Source organism: Gemmobacter megaterium (assembly GCF_900156815.1).
GTDB lineage: Bacteria > Pseudomonadota > Alphaproteobacteria > Rhodobacterales > Rhodobacteraceae > Wagnerdoeblera > Wagnerdoeblera megaterium.
Genome location: NZ_FTOT01000007.1, coordinates 47,175 through 64,403, shown reverse-complemented (window position 1 = coordinate 64,403; position 17,229 = coordinate 47,175). Strand labels below are relative to the sequence as shown.

16 protein-coding genes are annotated in these 17,229 nt (G+C 65.1%); 13 read left to right on the top strand and 3 right to left on the bottom strand.

Going from position 1 to position 17,229, the window contains the following annotated elements:
• Positions 1–11 precede the first annotated feature (11 nt).
• The 12 genes from BW970_RS15555 (at position 12) to BW970_RS15500 (ending at position 12,475) form a co-directional block, all read left to right on the top strand.
• Positions 12–1,175, top strand: a complete 1,164-nt coding sequence (locus tag BW970_RS15555) for a thiolase family protein (protein ID WP_076533129.1) — start codon at positions 12–14, stop codon at positions 1,173–1,175.
• On the top strand, positions 1,175–2,398 hold the full coding sequence (locus BW970_RS15550; protein WP_076533127.1) for an SDR family oxidoreductase: 1,224 nt from the start codon (positions 1,175–1,177) through the stop codon (positions 2,396–2,398). The genes BW970_RS15555 and BW970_RS15550 overlap by 1 nt, the downstream gene beginning before the upstream one ends.
• The gene (locus tag BW970_RS15545; protein WP_076533124.1) at positions 2,398–3,174 is read left to right on the top strand and encodes a cyclase family protein; all 777 of its coding nucleotides are present in this window, start codon (positions 2,398–2,400) and stop codon (positions 3,172–3,174) included. The genes BW970_RS15550 and BW970_RS15545 overlap by 1 nt, the downstream gene beginning before the upstream one ends.
• A 40-nt stretch (positions 3,175–3,214) precedes the next feature.
• On the top strand, positions 3,215–4,843 hold the full coding sequence (locus BW970_RS15540; protein ID WP_076533122.1) for an AMP-binding protein: 1,629 nt from the start codon (positions 3,215–3,217) through the stop codon (positions 4,841–4,843).
• A 111-nt stretch (positions 4,844–4,954) separates the two neighbouring features.
• The gene (gene dctP / locus BW970_RS15535; protein ID WP_076533120.1) at positions 4,955–5,929 is read left to right on the top strand and encodes a TRAP transporter substrate-binding protein DctP; all 975 of its coding nucleotides are present in this window, start codon (positions 4,955–4,957) and stop codon (positions 5,927–5,929) included.
• Between the two features lie 85 nt (positions 5,930–6,014).
• Entirely contained in the window at positions 6,015–6,527 is a 513-nt protein-coding gene (locus BW970_RS15530) for a TRAP transporter small permease (RefSeq protein WP_076533118.1), read from the top strand.
• A gap of 3 nt (positions 6,528–6,530) precedes the next feature.
• Positions 6,531–7,847 (top strand): TRAP transporter large permease, encoded by a 1,317-nt coding sequence (locus BW970_RS15525; RefSeq protein WP_076533116.1) that lies wholly within the window; start codon positions 6,531–6,533, stop codon positions 7,845–7,847.
• Positions 7,848–7,849: 2 nt separating this feature from the next.
• The gene (locus BW970_RS15520) at positions 7,850–8,548 is read left to right on the top strand and encodes a hypothetical protein (RefSeq protein WP_076533114.1); all 699 of its coding nucleotides are present in this window, start codon (positions 7,850–7,852) and stop codon (positions 8,546–8,548) included.
• A gap of 27 nt (positions 8,549–8,575) precedes the next feature.
• Positions 8,576–9,271 (top strand): GntR family transcriptional regulator, encoded by a 696-nt coding sequence (locus BW970_RS15515; RefSeq protein WP_076533112.1) that lies wholly within the window; start codon positions 8,576–8,578, stop codon positions 9,269–9,271.
• Entirely contained in the window at positions 9,268–10,356 is a 1,089-nt protein-coding gene (locus BW970_RS15510) for an LLM class flavin-dependent oxidoreductase (RefSeq protein WP_076533110.1), read from the top strand. Before BW970_RS15515 ends, BW970_RS15510 begins: the two co-directional genes overlap by 4 nt.
• Positions 10,353–11,732 carry an FAD-binding oxidoreductase gene (locus tag BW970_RS15505; protein WP_076533108.1) on the top strand — a complete coding sequence of 460 codons (1,380 nt, stop codon included), beginning with the start codon at positions 10,353–10,355 and terminating at the stop codon, positions 11,730–11,732. Before BW970_RS15510 ends, BW970_RS15505 begins: the two co-directional genes overlap by 4 nt.
• Positions 11,729–12,475 carry an HpcH/HpaI aldolase family protein gene (locus BW970_RS15500; RefSeq protein ID WP_076533106.1) on the top strand — a complete coding sequence of 249 codons (747 nt, stop codon included), beginning with the start codon at positions 11,729–11,731 and terminating at the stop codon, positions 12,473–12,475. The genes BW970_RS15505 and BW970_RS15500 overlap by 4 nt, the downstream gene beginning before the upstream one ends.
• A gap of 36 nt (positions 12,476–12,511) precedes the next feature.
• Here the strand turns inward: BW970_RS15500 and BW970_RS15495 are convergent, their stop codons facing one another.
• Both BW970_RS15495 and BW970_RS15490 read right to left on the bottom strand, forming a co-directional pair.
• On the bottom strand, positions 12,512–13,750 hold the full coding sequence (locus BW970_RS15495; protein WP_076533105.1) for a Tm-1-like ATP-binding domain-containing protein: 1,239 nt from the start codon (positions 13,748–13,750) through the stop codon (positions 12,512–12,514).
• 96 nt (positions 13,751–13,846) lie between these two features.
• Positions 13,847–15,094: an aminopeptidase gene (locus BW970_RS15490; RefSeq protein ID WP_076533104.1), complete on the bottom strand. Its 1,248-nt coding sequence runs from the start codon at positions 15,092–15,094 to the stop codon at positions 13,847–13,849.
• A 111-nt stretch (positions 15,095–15,205) separates the two neighbouring features.
• On the opposite strand from BW970_RS15490, the gene BW970_RS15485 reads away from it, so the two are divergent.
• On the top strand, positions 15,206–16,606 hold the full coding sequence (locus BW970_RS15485) for an aldehyde dehydrogenase family protein (RefSeq protein ID WP_076533103.1): 1,401 nt from the start codon (positions 15,206–15,208) through the stop codon (positions 16,604–16,606).
• 15 nt (positions 16,607–16,621) lie between these two features.
• Here the strand turns inward: BW970_RS15485 and BW970_RS15480 are convergent, their stop codons facing one another.
• A complete protein-coding gene (locus tag BW970_RS15480) occupies positions 16,622–17,176 on the bottom strand; it encodes a YqgE/AlgH family protein (protein ID WP_076533102.1) in 555 nt (184 codons plus the stop codon).
• Positions 17,177–17,229 lie beyond the last annotated feature (53 nt).

Below are 17,229 nucleotides of genomic sequence, written 5' to 3'. Positions count from 1 at the left end.
GGGTGGGGGCGATGGCGCGCAAGGGCTATGACGGGGTGGTTCTGGCGGCGCCGGTGACGGTGCCCTATGCCCGGTTTTCCACCCGTCCGGCCCAATGGTGGGCAGGCAAGGCCCTTGCGGCGCTTGCGCAGGCCTCTGGCCTGTCACACCGTGATTTCGACGGCTTCTCGCTGGCCAGCTTTTCCATGGCGCCGGACAGTGCCATCGGCCTGACCCAGCATTTCGGCCTGTCGCCGCGGTTTCTGGATTTCCTGCCGCTGGGCGGGGTGGCGGGGGTGGCGGGCCTGCGCCGGGCCGCACGGCTGGTGCAGGCAGGCGATGCCGATGTGGTTGCCTGTATCGCCGCCGATACCAATGCCCCCCAGAGTTTCCGTCAGGGGCTGGAGAATTTCTCGCGCTTTTCGCAGGATGCCGTCTATCCCTATGGCGCGGGCGGGCCGAATGTGTCGTTCGCCCTGATCGCCCAAGCCTATATGGCCGAAACCGGCCTGACCCGTGCCGATATAGGGCGGCTGGCCGTGGCGCAGCGGGCCAATGCGCTGAAGAATCCGGCGGCGCTGATGAAAAAGCCGCTCAGCCTGGACGATTACCTGAACTCCCGTCCCATTGCGCCGCCGATCCATCTGTTCGACTGCGTGATGCCCTGTGCCGGGGCCGAAGGATTTCTTGTGATGCGCGAGGACACTGCGCGCGCTCAGGGCCTGCGCTTTGTCCGGCTGACTGCGGCGATCGAACGGCACAATGGCTATCCCGACGATCCGGTCATGTTGCGCGGCGGCTGGCAGCGCGACGTTGCCGATCTGTGGGCGATGGCGGGCGTGGCGCCGGGCGCGGTGGATCTGGTGCAGACCTATGACGATTACCCGGTGATCAGCGCGATGCAGTTTGCCGACCTTGGTTTTTGCACACCCAAGGGCCTGCCGGAATTCTTGAACGCCCATGATTTTACCGTCACCGGCGATCTGCCGCACAATACCAGCGGCGGGCAGTTGTCGGCCGGGCAGGCGGGCTGTGCAGGTGGGCATATCGGGCTGGTGGAAAACATCCGGCAGTTGACCGGCGCCGCAGGGGCGCGACAGGTTCCGGGGGCACAGCGCGCCCTGGCGATGGGGTTCGGCATGATCAATTTCGACCGGGGCCTTGGGTCTGGCGCCGTTGTGCTGGAGGCAGCGTGATGCGTGCCAGGAAGAACCCGCTGCTGCGCACCCGCCGCCCGCTGTTGCCACCCGGCGCCCGGTCGCGGGCTGCGCATCTGCTGGCGGCCGCGGCCGGACAGGGGCGGTTCGAGCTGCCCTGCTGCACGGCCTGCGGTCGCTTCGCCTGGCCGATGCCGGAACTGTGCCCGGCCTGCCTGTCCGAAGTGGCGCTGCAACCCGCGCCTGCTGCGGGTCGTGTGATCTCTGCCACCACGGCCGAAGTTCCTGCCGACGCTTACTTCCGCGAGCGCGCACCCTGGCGGGTGGGGCTGGTTCAAATGGACTGCGGGCCACAGGCGGTGGTGCATCTGGGCCCCGATTGCGCGCCGGGCGACAAGGTGGCGCTGAACCTGATGCTGGACCGCGCCGGGCAGGCGGTGCTGTTCGCCGCCAAGAAGGGGCAGGATATGACCGCTGATCCGCAATGGCACGAGATGACCGCGAACCCCCGTGATCGCCGCGTCCTGATCACCGATGCGCGCCACGTTGCCGCCCTGCCGCTGGCCCGCGCACTCGTCAAGGCAGGTGCCCAGACAGTGGTCGTTGGCGTGCCCGAGGATTGGAAGCCGCTGCCTGCGCGGGCAGAGTTTGCCACCATTCCCGGCGTGACGCTGCTGCCGCTGGATCTGGTCAGTGATCGTTCGGTCGAGGATCTGGCCCGCGACATTGGCGGCAAGGTGGAAATCCTGATCAACACTGCCGATTGGCCGCGGCCCGGCGGCCTTGGCGCCCCTACGGCTGCCGCAGATGCCCGACAGGCGATGGAAGTGGTCGCCTTTGGGTTGATGCGGCTGGCACGGGTGTTCGGGCCGGCCATGGCCGGACGTGGCGCCGATGGGGACGGGGGTGCCGTCGCCTGGGTCAATGTAGGGTCGGTCTTTGGCCGGGCGCATCCGCCCGTCCTGGCGGGCTATGCTGCGGCCCATGCCGCAGCCCTGGCCTTTGGCCAGGCTCTGCGCGCCGATTTGGCGCAGGGCGGTGTGCGGCTGCTGACGGTTCTGTCGGGGCCGACCGAAGATGACTGGTTCCAGACCTTTGTCCAGCCCAAGGTGGGCGGCAAGGCGCTGGCCGATGCCATCGTCATGGGTCTGATGAAGGGGCTGGAGGAGGTGGTCGTCGGCGATCTGGCGCGTGATCTGCTGGACCGGCTGGCCGAAAACCCCAAGGCGCTGGAGCGCGAGCTTGCACAGGGGAGGTTCTGATGATCCTGGAAACGCTGACCTCTGCCTTGGCGACTGGCGCTGTCCGTGTGGTGGACCTGACCCAGACCTTGACCGAGGATTTCCCCACCATCGTGCTTCCGCCCGAATTTGCGCCGTCGGCCCCGGTGCGGATTGAACGGATCAGCCGCTATGATGCGGCTGGCCCCGCGTGGTACTGGAACAACCTGTCCTTTGGCGAGCATACCGGCACGCATTTCGATGCACCGGCCCACTGGTTCACCGGGCGCGACATGCCGCGCGGCACGGTGGATACGCTGCCGCCGGAACACATGATTGCGCCTGCCGTGGTGATCGACTGTTCCGCCGAGAGCGCCGCCGATGACGACCATCTGCTGACCCGCGCCGCGCTTGAGGTGTGGGAGACAGCGCATGGCCGCATTCCTGCGGGCGCCTGGGTTCTGATGCGTACCGGCTGGTCCCTGCGCAAGGGCGCCGCCTATGCCAACCTGCGCGCCGATGGGGCCCATACGCCGGGGCCTGATGCCGAGGCGATGCGCTGGCTGGTGCAGGATCGGGGTATCCTGGGCTTTGGCACGGAAACCATTGGTACAGATGCCGGGCAGGGCGGGGATTTCCAGCCGCCCTACCCGGCCCACCACTATCTGCACGGGGCCGGCCGCTATGGCCTGCAATGCCTGACCAACCTGCATTTGTTGCCCGCCAAGGGGGCGGTGCTGTTCGCGGCACCTCTGAAGGTACACGAAGGCTCTGGCAGCCCCTTGCGGGTGCTGGCGCTTGTTCCCGATGCTTCCTGATGCGCTGTCCGTCCCGCCATTCCGCAAAGGTGATCTTGCCATGACGCTTGCTGCCACCCCCTCGCTGCAACTTGCCGTTCAGGCAGCGCGGTTCGCGGAGCATCCGCTGTTCATCCTGCCGCAGGCGGTCGCCGATCTGTGGGGGGCGGGCCGCACGCACTGGACCTATGCCGAGGCGCTGGCCGAGGTTCTGCGGCTGCGCATGTCCTATGCTGCCGCAGGCTATGGGCCAGGCCATCGTGTCGCGCTGCTGCTGGAGAACCGCCCGGAGCATTTCTTCCATTGGCTGGCGTTGAACGGTTTGGGGGTGGCGATCGTTCCGATCAATCCCGACGCGACGCCGGACGAGATTGCCTATCTCATCGGGCATTCGGGGGCGGTTCTGGCCGTGGCGCTGCCGTCGCGGCTGGCGCAGATGCAGGGGCACGGCGTGCCTGCGATCACCGACGACGCGGCGCCGCCTGCCGCACCCGGCCCGGCTGGAACGATGCCGGAACCGGGCACCGGCGAATGTGCGCTGATCTATACGTCCGGCACCACCGGCAAGCCCAAAGGCTGCATTCTGTCGGACCTGTATTTCATGCAGTGGGGGGCCTGGTACGCCGCGCAGCCCGCCCCGATCGCCTTGCGTGAAGGCGCCGAGCGGCTGATGACCCCGCTGCCTGCCTTTCACGTCAATGCCATGGGCAACAGCTTCATGGGCATGTTGGCAACCGGCGGCGCACAGGTGATCATCGACCGGTTTCACCCGCGTAGCTGGTGGGACATGGCGCGCGAGACCGGCGCCACCTGTTTCCACTATCTGGGTGTGATGCCGGCGATCCTGCTGGCGATTCCGCCCGGTTCCGGCGACCGTGACCATGCATTGCGCTTTGGCTTGGGGGGCGGGGTCCACGCCGACCATCACGCTGCCTTCGAGGATCGGTTCGGCGTCCCGCTGCTGGAAGGCTGGGCGATGACCGAGACCGGCGGCGCCTGCATCCTGAGCGCGGTGGCAGAACCGCGCAACGTGGGCACCCGTTGCCTTGGCCGCCCCGACCGGCCGGGCCCCGCGATGGACTACAGATTGATCGACGACCAGGGGCTGGATGTTTCCCCCGGCATCCCTGGCGAACTGGTGGTCCGCGCTTGGGGGGATGACCCCCGGCGCGGCCTCTTTTCCGGGTATCTGAACGATCCTGCCGCGACCGACGCCATCTGGCAGGGCGGCTGGCTGCACACCGGCGACATCATGCGTCAGGGCCCCGACGGTGCGCTGCATTTCATGGACCGCAAGAAGAACATCATCCGCCGGTCTGGAGAGAATATCGCCGCGCTGGAGGTCGAGGGGATCCTGAACACCCATCCGCAGGTGGCGCAGGTGGCGGTTGTCGCCGCCGATGATCCCTTGCGCGGCGAAGAGGTGATGGCGGTTGTCGTCCCAAAGCCGGGCGTTGACGAGGCCGCAGTGGCCCGTGCGCTGGTGGATCACGCGGCCGGACGGCTGGCCTATTACAAGGTGCCGGGGTTTGTCGTGTTCCGCGATGCGCTGCCCGTCACATCGACCCAGAAGGTGCGCAAGGCCGATCTGGGCGGGTTGACGGAAAATCCCCTGGCCGACCCGCGCTGCCATGATCTGCGTGCTGAAAAGCAGGCGCTGCGGAAGGTTCGGTCGGAAACTAGTCATTGAAGAAAGGCTCAAAATACTGTATACAGAACACAAGAAACTTGGCAGCTTGCCGCTGACCAGTCGTCCAACCCGCAGTGACGCGGGATCCAACATGCCAACTCGGAGAACCCAATGAACAAGCTGAAGTCGGTGGCCTTTGCCGCCCTCATGGCAATGACCGGCACTGCCGCGACCGCCGAAGATGTGATCAATGCCGTGCATTTTGCACCAGGCCCCAGCGACTTTACCCAGGAATTCCTGCGCTTTGTCGAGGCGGTGAACGAACGCGGCAAGGGTGTGGTGCGTATTGATGTCCGGGGTGGCCCCGAGGTTATCCCGAACCCGCAGCTGGGCACCGCGCAGCAGAACGGGCTGATCGACATGATCCACACCCCGGCTGGCCTGTATCTGGAGCTGGTGCCCGAAGGCGAGGTTCTGTCGGCCGCCACCCTGCCGCCGGCAGAGGCGCGCAAGAACGGTGCCTGGGATCTGATCGACAGCATCTACCAGCAAAAGGGCAATGCCAAGCTGCTGGCCCATATGAATGCCTCGGCGGGCTTTCACATCTGGACGGTGAACGAACCCAAGCTGACCGAAGACGGGATGCTTGATTTCTCGACCATCACCATCCGCGCCTCGCCGTTGTACAAGCAACTGTTCGACAATCTGGGCGCCACCATGATCATCCAGCCCGCCCCCGAGGTCTATACCTCGCTGGAGCGTGGCGTGATCAATGCCAACGCCTATCCGGTGCTGGGTTATGCGTCCTTCGGCTGGGACAAGTTCACCAAATATCGCGTGGATCCCAGCTACTTCCGCATGGACGTGCTGATTTCGATGAACAAGGATTCCTTCGAGGCCCTGTCGCCCGAGGCACAGAAGATCGTGACCGAGGTTGCCGCCGAATACGAACAGAAGTCCTATGACGAAACGGCCTCGCTGGCCGCGAAGCTGGCACAGGAAATGCTGGACAAGGGGCAGACCGCCGTCAGCATGACCGGCGCGGGCAAGGACAAGTTCCTTCAGATGGCCGCCGACGCCTCGTGGCAGCGGATGGAGTCGCGCGATCCGACCCATATCGCCAAGCTGAAAGAGCTGTTCCAGTAAACGGATCTGGCCGGGGGGCAACCCCCCGGCCTTTCCGCTGCCTGCCAGATCCGGCCCCAGGCCCCCTGCCGACGGAATCCCCGACATGAAACTTCTGTTCGACCTCTCCGGCCGCCTGAGCTGGCTGCTGGCTGTTTTCGCCCGCCTGCTGATCGGCGCGCTGGTCCTGCTGGTGGTGGCGGATGTCGCCGTGCGCAACGCCGGCCTGCGCCCGCTGGCCTGGGCGGTGAACACTTCGGAATTCTTCCTGCTTTACATCACCTTCCTGTCGATGCCCTGGCTGGTGCGGCGCAAGGGCCATGTGTTCGTTGAATTCCTGCGCATCGCCTTGCCGGAACGGGCCAAGGCGGTACTGGCGCGGCTGGTCTATCTGGGCTGCATCGTCCTGTGCCTGTATCTGGCATGGGTTGCGTTCAACTCGCTGGCCTTGGCCATTCAGCGCGGCACCTATGAAATGCGCACGTTCGACATTCCGAAATGGGTGGTCTTTCTGCCGATGGTCACGGCCTTTGCGCTCTCGGCGCTGGAATGGCTGCGCTATCTGATGGGATACGATGATTTCTATGATCGTGACCTGCTCGAAGTAGGGGGGCACTGACCCATGGACTGGTTCTATTCCTTTGCCATCCTGATCTCGTCGATTCTGGTGCTGATGGGGCTGGGGTTGCCGGTGGCCTTTGCCTTCTTTGCTACCAATATCATGGGCCTGTTCCTGTTTTTTGGCGGCGCGCGTGGCGTGACCCAGATGGTGGCGAACTTTTCCGAGGCCGTGACAACCTATGCGCTGGCGCCATTGCCGATGTTCCTGGTGATGGGCAGCCTGTTCTTTCGTTCCGGCCTGGGCGACAGGGTGATCCATGCGCTGGATCTGGCCATCGGCAACCTTCGGGGCCGTTTGAGCTATGTCACCCTGGGATCCGGCTCGATCTTTGCGGCCCTGTCGGGGTCCAGCCTGGCCAATGCCGGGATGATGGGCACGCTGATGGCGCCCGAGATGCTCAAGCGCAACTACAAGCCGCACATGGCCTATGGCCCGATCCTGGGCGCGGGATCGCTGGCGGTGATCATCCCGCCTTCGACGCTGGGGGTTCTGCTGGGATCGCTGGCGCAGATCGACGTCGGTGCATTGCTGATTGCCGGACTGCTGCCTGGCCTCGTGCTTGTGTCGATGTTCTGCCTGCTGATCTGGGTGCAGACAACCGTAGATCCCGAAGCGGCCCCGCAATATCCGGTCCCAAAGGCCAGTGGCTGGGCCAAGGCGCGGGCCGTGGCGGCGAACATCCTACCGATGGGTTTCCTGATCTTCTGTGTGGTCGGCACGATCATCATGGGCATCGCCACGCCGACCGAAAGCGCGGGTCTGGGCTGCATGGGGGTCATTGCCCTGCTGCTGGTCTACCGCAAGTTCCGCTGGTCGGTGATCTGGCAATCGCTGGACGACGCCATGAAGGTGACGGGCATGACGTTCCTGATCATCACTGCCTCGACGACCTTCAGCCAGATCTTTGCATTCTCGGGCGCGTCGAACGGGTTCATCAGCGCCGTGACGGGATTTGACCTCGGGCCATATGGCGCCCTGCTGATGATGGTCTGCGTTGTTCTGGTGCTGGGCATGTTCATGGATCAGGTGTCGATGATGCTGATCACCATTCCGCTGTTCATGCCTATCGCCAATTCCTTTGGCTTTGATCCGGTCTGGTTCGGCCTGATCCTTCTGCTGGCCTATGAGATCGGCTTTACAACGCCGCCCTTCGGGATGCTGCTTTACGTGGCGCTTGGTTCTGCGCCGCGCGGAACGACGTTGCGGACAATGGCAGTGTCCGCCGCGCCCTATGTCGGTTTGACGTTGCTGCTGATCGTGATCGTGGTCGCCTTCCCGCCATTGGCGCTGTGGCTGCCCGGATTGATGGGAAGATAGCCATGACCTTTGCGCTGATGCTGTTTCACGAGGCGGCTCCCGGCACCACACCTGTGGTGCCGGCAGAAGAGCTGGCTGCGCTGAGAGATCTGCTGTCCACCGTGCCCGGAATGACCGAGGCGCTGATCTTTACGCCCGCGACCGCGCGGGACCAGTACACGGATGATGGCGCCTCGCCCCCGCTGGGGTTGCAACTGCACTTTCCCCGGCTGGAACTGCTGGAGGCGGCCTGCGCTCCGGACGGGCCCTTGCAACAGCTTGGGTCACGGCTTCCCTCGCTTGCAGGGACCGATGCGACGGCGCAGGCCTTCTGGCGCCGCACCTGGGATGTGCCCGATCCGCAGATATGCACACCGGCGGGTGCGTTGCCCTGCTCGTTTGTCGTGCACTATCCCGGTCCCGCGCAGGACGACAATGCCTGGCACGCGCATTACATGGCCGGTCATCCCCCGCTGTTCGCAAGGTTTCCCGGCATTCGCTGGATCGAGATTCTGACACCGGTGGACTGGGTTTCATTCCTGCCGCATACCAAGGTGCGGCACCTGCAACGCAACCGCATCCTGTTCGACAGCAGCGATGCGCTGACCGCGGCGCTGCAATCCCCGGTGCGCCACGAATTGCGGGCAGACTATCACACCTTCCCTGCCTATGATGGGGGCAACAAGCATTTTGCCATGTGGACAGAGACGTTGCGCCCGTGATTGCCTGTCTTGTACCGGAGTTTCCCCGTGTCTTCGTCCGATTTCCGCATTCGTCGTCAACCGCCACTGGCCGCCCAGGTCTTTGAAACCCTGCGCACCATGATGCAGGCCCAGGTGTTCGAACCGGGCGAGCGCATGGTCGAGGAAGATCTGGCCCGCCGCCTTGCCGTATCGCGTACCCCGGTGCGCGAGGCGTTGTTCCGGTTGGAGCAGAACGGAATGCTGGAACAGCGCGATGGCGGCTTCCATGTGCCACGACTGACGGTGCAGGATGTCGAGGAAATCTTTCAGATACGCCGCCTGCTTGAACCGCAGGGCGTCGCCGACGTGGCTGCGGCAACAACCGACAGCGATCTTGCCGCCTATATCGCCGGGCGCAACCGGGTGCAGGCGGCCGACACCGAACAGGCGGCGGTTCAGGCCAACATTGCCTTTCGCGGGTTGTGGCTGGGGCGCATTCCGAACCAGCGTATGCAGGATGTGCTGATGCGTTTTGACGATCAGGTCGTTCTGGTCCGGCACGCGACATTGCGGTCTGCGCAGTCGCGCGCCGATGCCGCACGCGGCGTTGTCCGCTTGGTCGAGGCGTTCGCGGCCCGCGATCCCGTGGCGGCCCGCCAGACAATGGAGGCGTTCATCGACACCGCCTATGCGCATTTCCGCAGCGCAGTCGCGACCGCCAACCCCGTACACCCCGCGATCCAGTCAGAGGACACGCCATGATCCCGCATCCCATGCATGGGCCCAACAGGTTCAAACTGGGCGTATTTTCGGCCAATGCCGATGGCGGCCTGACCGTTACCAAGGTGCCGGAGCGATGGACCGCCAGTTGGCCTGACGTGGTCAGGGCCGCGCAAATCGCTGATCGGGCCGGGATCGAGTTCTTCCTGCCCATCGCGCGATGGAAAGGCTTCGGCGGCGAAATGAACAGCCGCCAGCACTCTTACGAGACCTTCACCTTCGCCGCGGCCTTGGCCGGTGTGACAGAACGTATCGGTCTGTTCTCGACCGTGCATGTCCCGATGGTGCACCCTGTCTTTGCCGCCAAGGCATGGGCGACAGTCGACCATGCGTCGAATGGGCGGGCGGGGCTGAACATCGTCGCCGGATGGAACCCGGATGAATTTGCCATGTTCGGGCTGGAGCGTGTGGACGCACCCTATGAACAGGCAGCGGAATGGATCGACGTCATTTCGCGGCTGTATACGGAATCCAGCCCCTTTGACCATGCAGGCAAATACTATTCGCTGACTGGCGCCGCAATATTGCCAAGGCCGGTACGAGGCGCCCGCCCGCCGGTGCTGAACGCCGCCTTCTCGCCCGCTGGCCGCGACTTTGCGGCGAAACATGCCGATTTCCTGTTCACCACCTTCAAAAGCATCGAGGCGGGTCGCGCGACCATCGAGGATGTCGCACAGCGGTCTGCCGAAACGGGCCGCGCTGTGGGGGTCTATACGACGACGCATGTCGTCTGCCGTCCCAGCCGTGCCGAGGCCGAAGACTACTATGACCACTATGCTGTCACCATGGCCGACACTGCGGCCATCGACTACATGATGGGAAAGCAGGCGGCAAATGCCTCCAACCACGATCCCGACACCTATCGTCTGCATCGCAAGTGGTTTGCGGGTGGCGCGGGCACCTACCCATTGATCGGCACACCGGACGATATCGCCGCGCAGATGGTCGAGATGTCGCGGGCCGGGTTCGCCGGCACCACGGTCAGTTTCGTGAACTTTGCCGAGGAACTGCCATTCTTTTGCGATGGCGTCCTGCCATTGCTGCAAAAAGCGGAGCTGCGCGAATGACCGTTGCCGAATGCCTGCTGGAGGCGCTGGGGCCCGATGTCGTAACCATCGGCGACCGGATCCCCGAGCGCAACCGCGCCGATTGGTCGGGTCTGCCCGCTGTGATGCCGTTGGCGCTGGTGCGACCGCGCACCACGGCGGATGTATCGGCCGCGCTGCGCATCTGCCACGAGTCCGCGACACCGCTGGTCACGCAGGGCGGGCTGTCGGGCCTGTGCGGCGGCGCGCATCCGCTGGAACGCGGGGTCGCGTTGTCACTGGAACGCATGAACCGCGTGCTGTCGGTCGATGTGGCGCAGGCCACCCTGACCGCCGAGGCCGGCTGCGTGTTGCAGGTGGCCCAGCAAGCGGCGGCGGATCAGGGCATGATGTTGGCCGTCGATCTGGGCGCGCGGGGCAGTTGCACGCTGGGTGGGGTGATTTCCACAAATGCGGGCGGCAATCAGGTGTTGCGCTATGGGATGGCTCGGGATCACGTTCTGGGGGTCGAGGCGGTGCTGGCCGATGGAACGGTTCTGCCCGCGATGAACCGGCTGCTGAAGAACAATGTCGGTCTTGACCTCAAGCAGATGTTCATCGGGACCGAGGGCACCATGGGCGTGGTCACGCAGGCCGTATTCCGTTTGCAACCGCGTCCGACCCATGGCGCGACTGCCTTTGTCGGTGTTGCAGATTCGGTTGCGATGCTGGCGCTGCTGGCGCAGGCGCGCAAGGCGCTGGGACCGGCGCTGATTTCCTTCGAGGTGATGTGGCCCAGCTTTTACGACATCATGCGCGCCGGAATCGGCGCGGCCCATCCGCTGGCCGGGTCGCATGGAGTCTATATCGTGATCGAGACGGGCGGCTTTGATCCCACCATGCGCGAACGATTGGAGCTTTGTCTCGCGGATGCCATGGAGGCCGGTCTCGTCGAGGATGCTGTGATCGCCGGAAACCTGCGCGAGGAGCGTGCCCTGTGGGCCGTGCGGGAATCCGTCTCGGAATACCCGCGGATCATCGGCAAGCTGACGCCCTTTGATATCGGCATTCCGCTGGACCGCATGGCCGAGGCCGTGGCAACGCTGGAGACCGCGATCAAGGCACGCTGGCCCGATGCGCAGGCGCTGAGCTATGGTCATATGGGCGACAGCAACCTGCATCTTGTCGTCAACGTGCCCTCTGCCGGTAGCGCGCAACCCACGAAAGAGATCAAGGCGCTCGTCTATGGCCTGACCCGCGACTATGCGGGTACGGTATCGGCGGAACACGGGATCGGCCTGATCAAGCGTGACGTGATCGGCTACAGCCGGTCGCCCGAAGAACTGGCCGCGATGCGTGCCGTCAAGGCTGCGCTGGATCCGCGCGGCATTCTCAACCCCGGCAAGGCTTTTGCATGATTTCCCTGCGCCATCGGATTTCCGCCGCCCATCACGGTCACTTGCCCGTGCTGCGTGGACCATTCCTTGCGGTACCCTCGCCCGTGGTGACGGAAATTGCCTGCGGGTCATTTCCCGATTTCGTCTGCATCGACATGGAACATGGGGCCGTATCGCCGGAATCGGCGGAAAACATGGTGCGGGCGGCGGCCGTTCACCGGGTGTCCACGCTGGTGCGGGTGCCGGGGATTGACCCGGCCGCCATCGGGCAAGCCCTGGATTGGGGCGCCGAGGGTGTGCTTGTTCCGCGCGTGAACACAGCCGACGAAGCGCGCCGCGCGGTGGATGCCGCGCGCTACCCGCCGCATGGGTCGCGTGGGGCCGGTCCGGGGCGGGCATCGGGCTATGGCCGGGCGATCCCCGAGGCGATGGCGCGCGCTCGGGCCGAAACCGTCGTGGCCTTGCAGATCGAGACGGTCGAGGCGCTGGATCGCGTGTCCGAGATCGCGGCAGTGCCCGGAGTGGATCTGCTGTTCATCGGGCCGGGGGATCTGGGCGTGGGTCTGGAGGTGTCGGGCCGCAGCACAACGGTGGCCGAAGCGGTTGACACCATTCTTGCCGCCTGCGCCGCTGCAGATCGACCGGCAGGCATCTTTGCCATGACGCTCGACGGACTGGCCGCGCACAAGCGCCGGATCGCCCTCGGGATCGTGGGGTCGGATGCAACGATCCTCGTGGCCGGGTTCAACGCCGCATTCGCCTGAGCCTGTGCGGCCAGAGCGACCATCAGGTGGGATGCGTCAGCGGTGGCCCGGTGGAACCACCCCGCTGGCGACCCATTGGTCGAACTGCGCCAGAACGGCGGCGGCAAAGGCGTCGTCGTTGATATGGGCGTCAAGCGAGATCAACCTGGCGTTAGGCGGGGTCACGGCCCGCATCTCGTCGCAGAAGGCCGCCAGCGCCTCGGGGTCGGAAAGCGGCCCCGCGGCGCGATCCCATTCATTGCAGCCGTGCTCGGGTAGGAAGATGGTGACGGGCGCGGCGGCCTGCGCCAGCTTGGCGGCAATTTCGCGCGCGACCTGACGGCGTTGGTCCGCATTCAGCACGAAGGACGACAGCAGGCGGTTGTGCGCATGGCTAGGCGCATCCCGGAAGGCTTCGGGGGCCGGGTGCCAGCCGACGACATCGACCAGATCATAGCAGCCGGGCGCAACCATCTGTGGCACGCCCGCGCGGCCTGCGCTGATCATCCGGTTCGGGCCCGCGCTGATGGCAGAGCCGAACAGGTGGTTCGACACCTCTTGAGGCGCGAAATCCATCACCGCGACAAAGGCGCCCTGTTCGGCGAGAGTCTCGAACGCCCGACCGCCCATGCCGGTGGCATGGAACACGGCCAGATCGTAGCCGCGCCGTTCCAGTTCCGGCTTCAGCGTGACCATGTAGCGCAGCACCGTCTTGCCAAAGCTGGTCATGCCGATCATCGGGCGGCGGCTCTGTGGTGGCTCGACCGCGCGGGCGGCGCCAAGCACGGCCCCTGCGGCCTGCGACAGCGATGCCTTGCAGATCGGGTTGAGGCCATACAGCCCACCGGCCCACAGGATCATCTGCACATCCGCCGCCAGCCGTTCCGGCGGGATCATCGGGGAAAAGCTGACCGTCGAGACGATATATTTCGGCACCCCCACCGGCAGCGCCGCGCATAGATCGAGTGCGAGATCCGTTCCCATCGAACCGCCCAGCACCAGAACGCCGTCGAACCGCCCCTCGGCATGAAGGCGGCTGCCCAGCAGTGCCGCGCCCCTTGCCATGAGCTGCATCGCAAAATTCTCGTCCCCGGAGGCGATTGCCTGCGCGATGGTGCCCCCGCCTGCCAGGGCCACATCGTGCTTGGACCAGTCGGTGGGATGCGGCGCCTGACCCAGAACGGACACATCCATCGAGAGCGCCACGCCGCCCTGTGCCCGGATCACGTCTGCGATATAGGACAACTCGTCAGACTTGGTGTCATAGGTGCCGACGATCAGAATCCGCTTGTCCATCTGGTCTCCGTTCTGCTGGGGCGGCCGGCGCCGGGGGCTTCGCGCCCCCGGACCCCCGCGGGGTATTTGCAGCAAGATGAAAAGGCGGAAGACCCTTCAGGCCCATTCGCCCTTGCGCATCACGGGGGTGCGGGTGCCATCGGCCGTGATCCCGTCGACATCGACATGGCCCGAGCCGATCATCCAGTCCACATGGATGATCGAGCTGTTGCCCCCTTGCGCCGCGATCTGTTCGGGGCTGAGATCCGCACCACCGGCGAAGCACTTGGAATAGCATTGACCAAGGGCGATGTGGCTGGCGGCATTCTCGTCGAACAGGGTGTTGTAGAACAGAAGCCCGGATTGCGAGATCGGCGAGGAATGGGGCACCAGGGCCACTTCTCCAAGTCGCCGCGCGCCGTCATCGCTGTCGATCAGTTTTTGAAGCACATCCTGGCCCTTGCTGGCATGGGCTTCGGTGATGCGTCCCGCCTCGAAGCGCACGCGGATGCCGTCGATGAGGCTGCCCTGATGCGACAGGGGTTTGGTTGCTGCGACATGACCCTCGACGCGCAGGGCGTGCGGGGTTGTGAACACCTCTTCCGTGGGGATGTTGGGGTTGCAGGAAATGCCGTTCCTGGCCGTGGAGGCGCCGCCGTGCCATTCATGGCCGTCGGCAAGCCCGACGGTCAGGTCGGTGCCGGGGCCGGAGAAATGCAGCGCGGCGAAGCGGTGCCCGTTCAGCCAGCCGGAGCGTTCGGCCAGACGGGCCGAATGGGCCGCCCAATCCGCGACCGGATCCTCGCCGTCGATCCGGCTGGCTGCGAAGATGGCATCGGCCAGCCGTTTTTGCGCGGTGTTCTTGTCCAGTTCGGGAAAGACCAGTTGCGCCCAGGCGGCGCCGGGCCAGGCCAGCAGGGTCCAGTTGATGTCGAAGCCCGAGATCTTTTCCAGTGCCGGTCGATAGGCCATGGCATTGGCGCGGCTGGCGCGGGCAACCTTGGCCGGATCCTGGTCGGCCAGCAGCATGGGATTGTCGCCCACCACGGCCAGCCGCGCCGCATTGGCGCCATAGGCATCGGCCATGCCCTTGTAGAGCCAGTCGGGAGCCCGGTCGAAGCTGCGGTCCCGCGCGTGGCGATAGCGGGCCATGGTGACACCTTCGTCCGCGTAGATCGGCGTGACAAGTCCGGCGCCGGCCTTGTAGGCTTGGGCTGCGATCCGGCGCACGAGGGGCGCTGCGGCGATGGGGGCGGTCAGCACAAGATCCTGCCCTGGTTGCAGGTTCAGCCCGACCTTCACGGCCACGCGGGCCAGTCGATCAAGGCGTTTGGGATCTAGGATAGCGGATTTGGTCGGGGACATGCTGGGCCTTTGCGTCAGATTTCATCACAGACTGGCGATCTTGGGCCAGGCTTGCAAGCCGCTCTGGTCAAAGGGCGGTGGCCGGGGCAGGATCGGGGCGAGAGGGACAGCATGACCGACCAGACACCAGACAGCATTGCTGCGGCCTTTGCCGCACAATCCGCCGGAACTGTTGCGCGCCGCACCGCTTTTGGTCTGGCCGAGCGCAGGGCCGCGCTTGTCCGCCTGCGCGACGTGCTGACGCGGCGCGAGCCAGAGATCATCGCGGCGCTGGCGGCGGATTTCGGCAAGCCGGAAACCGAGACCCTGCTGACAGAGATCCTGCCGGTCCGGCAGGACATTGCGCTGGCCTTGCGCAAGCTGGGGCGTTGGATGCGGCCCCGGCGGGTGAGGCCGACGCTGGCGACCTTTGGTACCGCTGCGCGGATCCGGCCGGAGCCACGGGGGGTCTGCCTGATCATTGCGCCGTGGAACTACCCGCTGACTCTGGCATTGGGGCCGTTGGTATCGTGTCTGGCGGCGGGCAACAGTGCGATTGTGAAACCGTCGGAACTGACGCCTGCGACATCGGGGTTGATCGCCTCTATCGTGTCGGAGGCGTTCACCCCCGATCTGGTGACGGTGATCGAAGGGGGGATCGAAGCGTCGCAGGCGTTGCTCGCGCTGCCATTCGATCACATCTTCTTTACCGGCAGTCCCGAGGTGGGCAAGATCGTGATGGCGGCAGCGGCGCGGAACCTGAGTTCCGTCACGCTGGAACTGGGGGGCAAGTCGCCGACCGTGGTGGGGCCTGGGGCCGATGTCAGACAGGCCGCTGCCTGGATCGCCTTTGGCAAGTTTGCCAATGCCGGGCAGACCTGCATCGCGCCGGATCATGTCTATGTGCACGAGGACGTGCGCGAGGCGTTCCTGGACGCCCTTCGCGCCAGGATTGCCAAGGCCTACGGTCAGGGCCCATCGCCGCATCTGTCGCATATCGTCAACGACCGCCATGCCGGGCGGCTGCGCGGATTGCTGGCGGATGCACAGGCCAGGGGCGCGCAGATCGTACTGGGCGGCGAGGGCGAAGGCCGGTACATGCCGCCGACGCTGGTCGAGGCCATCACCCCAGAGATGCGGCTGGATCAGGAAGAGATCTTTGGCCCTGTGCTGCCGGTCATTCCCTATGCCGATCTGGATCGCGTGATCGCCCGCATCAACGAACGCCCAAAGCCGCTGGCCTTGTATGTCTTCGACAAGGACAGCGCCTTTTCAGACCGGATCATCGCGGCGACCAGTTCGGGAGGGGTGGGGGTGAACCTGACGCTCTTGCACTATACCCATCACGGTTTGCCGTTTGGCGGGGTCAACACCTCTGGCATCGGGGCGGCGCATGGGGAGTTCGGCTTTCGTGCCTTCAGCCATGAGCGGGCGATTCTTGCCAACCGCTTTTCCGGGCTGACGATGATCTTTCCGCCCTATACCGCAAGGGTGAAAGGGTTGGCGCGGCTGGCGCGGCGGATGCTGGGCTGAACCGCGCCAGCAGGCTCATGCCCGCCCGGCCGTTGAGGACAGTGTCAGCGGGTCGATACGGAGCGTGGCGAGCGCGGCGGCCCATTTACCGGCCTGGTCGGCGTCAAAAATCAGATCCGGGGCGGCATCGGCTGTCAGCCAGTCATTGCGCAGAATCTCTGATTCGAGCTGCCCTGGCCCCCAGCCTGCATAGCCAAGTGCCAGAAAGGCCCTGGCCGGGCCAACGCCGGTGGCCAAAGCCTCCAGCACATCTTGCGTGGCGGTCATGGCCATGCCGTCCGCCAACTGCATTGTGCCGGTGGCAGAGATCCAGCTGTCGCCATGCAGCACAAAGCCCCGTCCGGGTTCTACCGGCCCGCCATACTGGATCGGGACGCTGGGCACAGCATCGCCATGCGCAATCCCTATCTGATCGAGAAGGCGTGAAAAATTCAGGTCTGGCATGGGCTTGTTGACGATCAACCCCATCGATCCCTCTTCTGTATGGCTACAGATCAGCACCACGCTGCGTTCGAAACGCGGATCACCCATCGCGGGCATGGCGATCAGGAACTTGCCGCTGAGGTCCATGGTGCTCTCCCTTTGCGTGGCAGTTGCGCAAGGGTGGCTGGTGAAAGCGTTGC

Excerpts from the sequence above, each read along its gene's own strand:
- BW970_RS15555 (WP_076533129.1), top strand. The coding sequence starts at position 12 with ATGGCGCGCAAGGGCTATGACGGGGTGGTTCTGGCGGCGCCGGTGACG.
- BW970_RS15550 (WP_076533127.1), top strand. The coding sequence starts at position 1,175 with ATGCGTGCCAGGAAGAACCCGCTGCTGCGCACCCGCCGCCCGCTGTTG.
- BW970_RS15545 (WP_076533124.1), top strand. The coding sequence starts at position 2,398 with ATGATCCTGGAAACGCTGACCTCTGCCTTGGCGACTGGCGCTGTCCGT.
- BW970_RS15540 (WP_076533122.1), top strand. The coding sequence starts at position 3,215 with ATGACGCTTGCTGCCACCCCCTCGCTGCAACTTGCCGTTCAGGCAGCG.
- dctP (WP_076533120.1), top strand. The coding sequence starts at position 4,955 with ATGAACAAGCTGAAGTCGGTGGCCTTTGCCGCCCTCATGGCAATGACC.
- BW970_RS15530 (WP_076533118.1), top strand. The coding sequence starts at position 6,015 with ATGAAACTTCTGTTCGACCTCTCCGGCCGCCTGAGCTGGCTGCTGGCT.
- BW970_RS15525 (WP_076533116.1), top strand. The coding sequence starts at position 6,531 with ATGGACTGGTTCTATTCCTTTGCCATCCTGATCTCGTCGATTCTGGTG.
- BW970_RS15520 (WP_076533114.1), top strand. The coding sequence starts at position 7,850 with ATGACCTTTGCGCTGATGCTGTTTCACGAGGCGGCTCCCGGCACCACA.
- BW970_RS15510 (WP_076533110.1), top strand. The coding sequence starts at position 9,268 with ATGATCCCGCATCCCATGCATGGGCCCAACAGGTTCAAACTGGGCGTA.
- BW970_RS15505 (WP_076533108.1), top strand. The coding sequence starts at position 10,353 with ATGACCGTTGCCGAATGCCTGCTGGAGGCGCTGGGGCCCGATGTCGTA.
- BW970_RS15500 (WP_076533106.1), top strand. The coding sequence starts at position 11,729 with ATGATTTCCCTGCGCCATCGGATTTCCGCCGCCCATCACGGTCACTTG.
- BW970_RS15495 (WP_076533105.1), bottom strand. The coding sequence starts at position 13,750 with ATGGACAAGCGGATTCTGATCGTCGGCACCTATGACACCAAGTCTGAC.
- BW970_RS15490 (WP_076533104.1), bottom strand. The coding sequence starts at position 15,094 with ATGTCCCCGACCAAATCCGCTATCCTAGATCCCAAACGCCTTGATCGA.
- BW970_RS15485 (WP_076533103.1), top strand. The coding sequence starts at position 15,206 with ATGACCGACCAGACACCAGACAGCATTGCTGCGGCCTTTGCCGCACAA.
- BW970_RS15480 (WP_076533102.1), bottom strand. The coding sequence starts at position 17,176 with ATGGACCTCAGCGGCAAGTTCCTGATCGCCATGCCCGCGATGGGTGAT.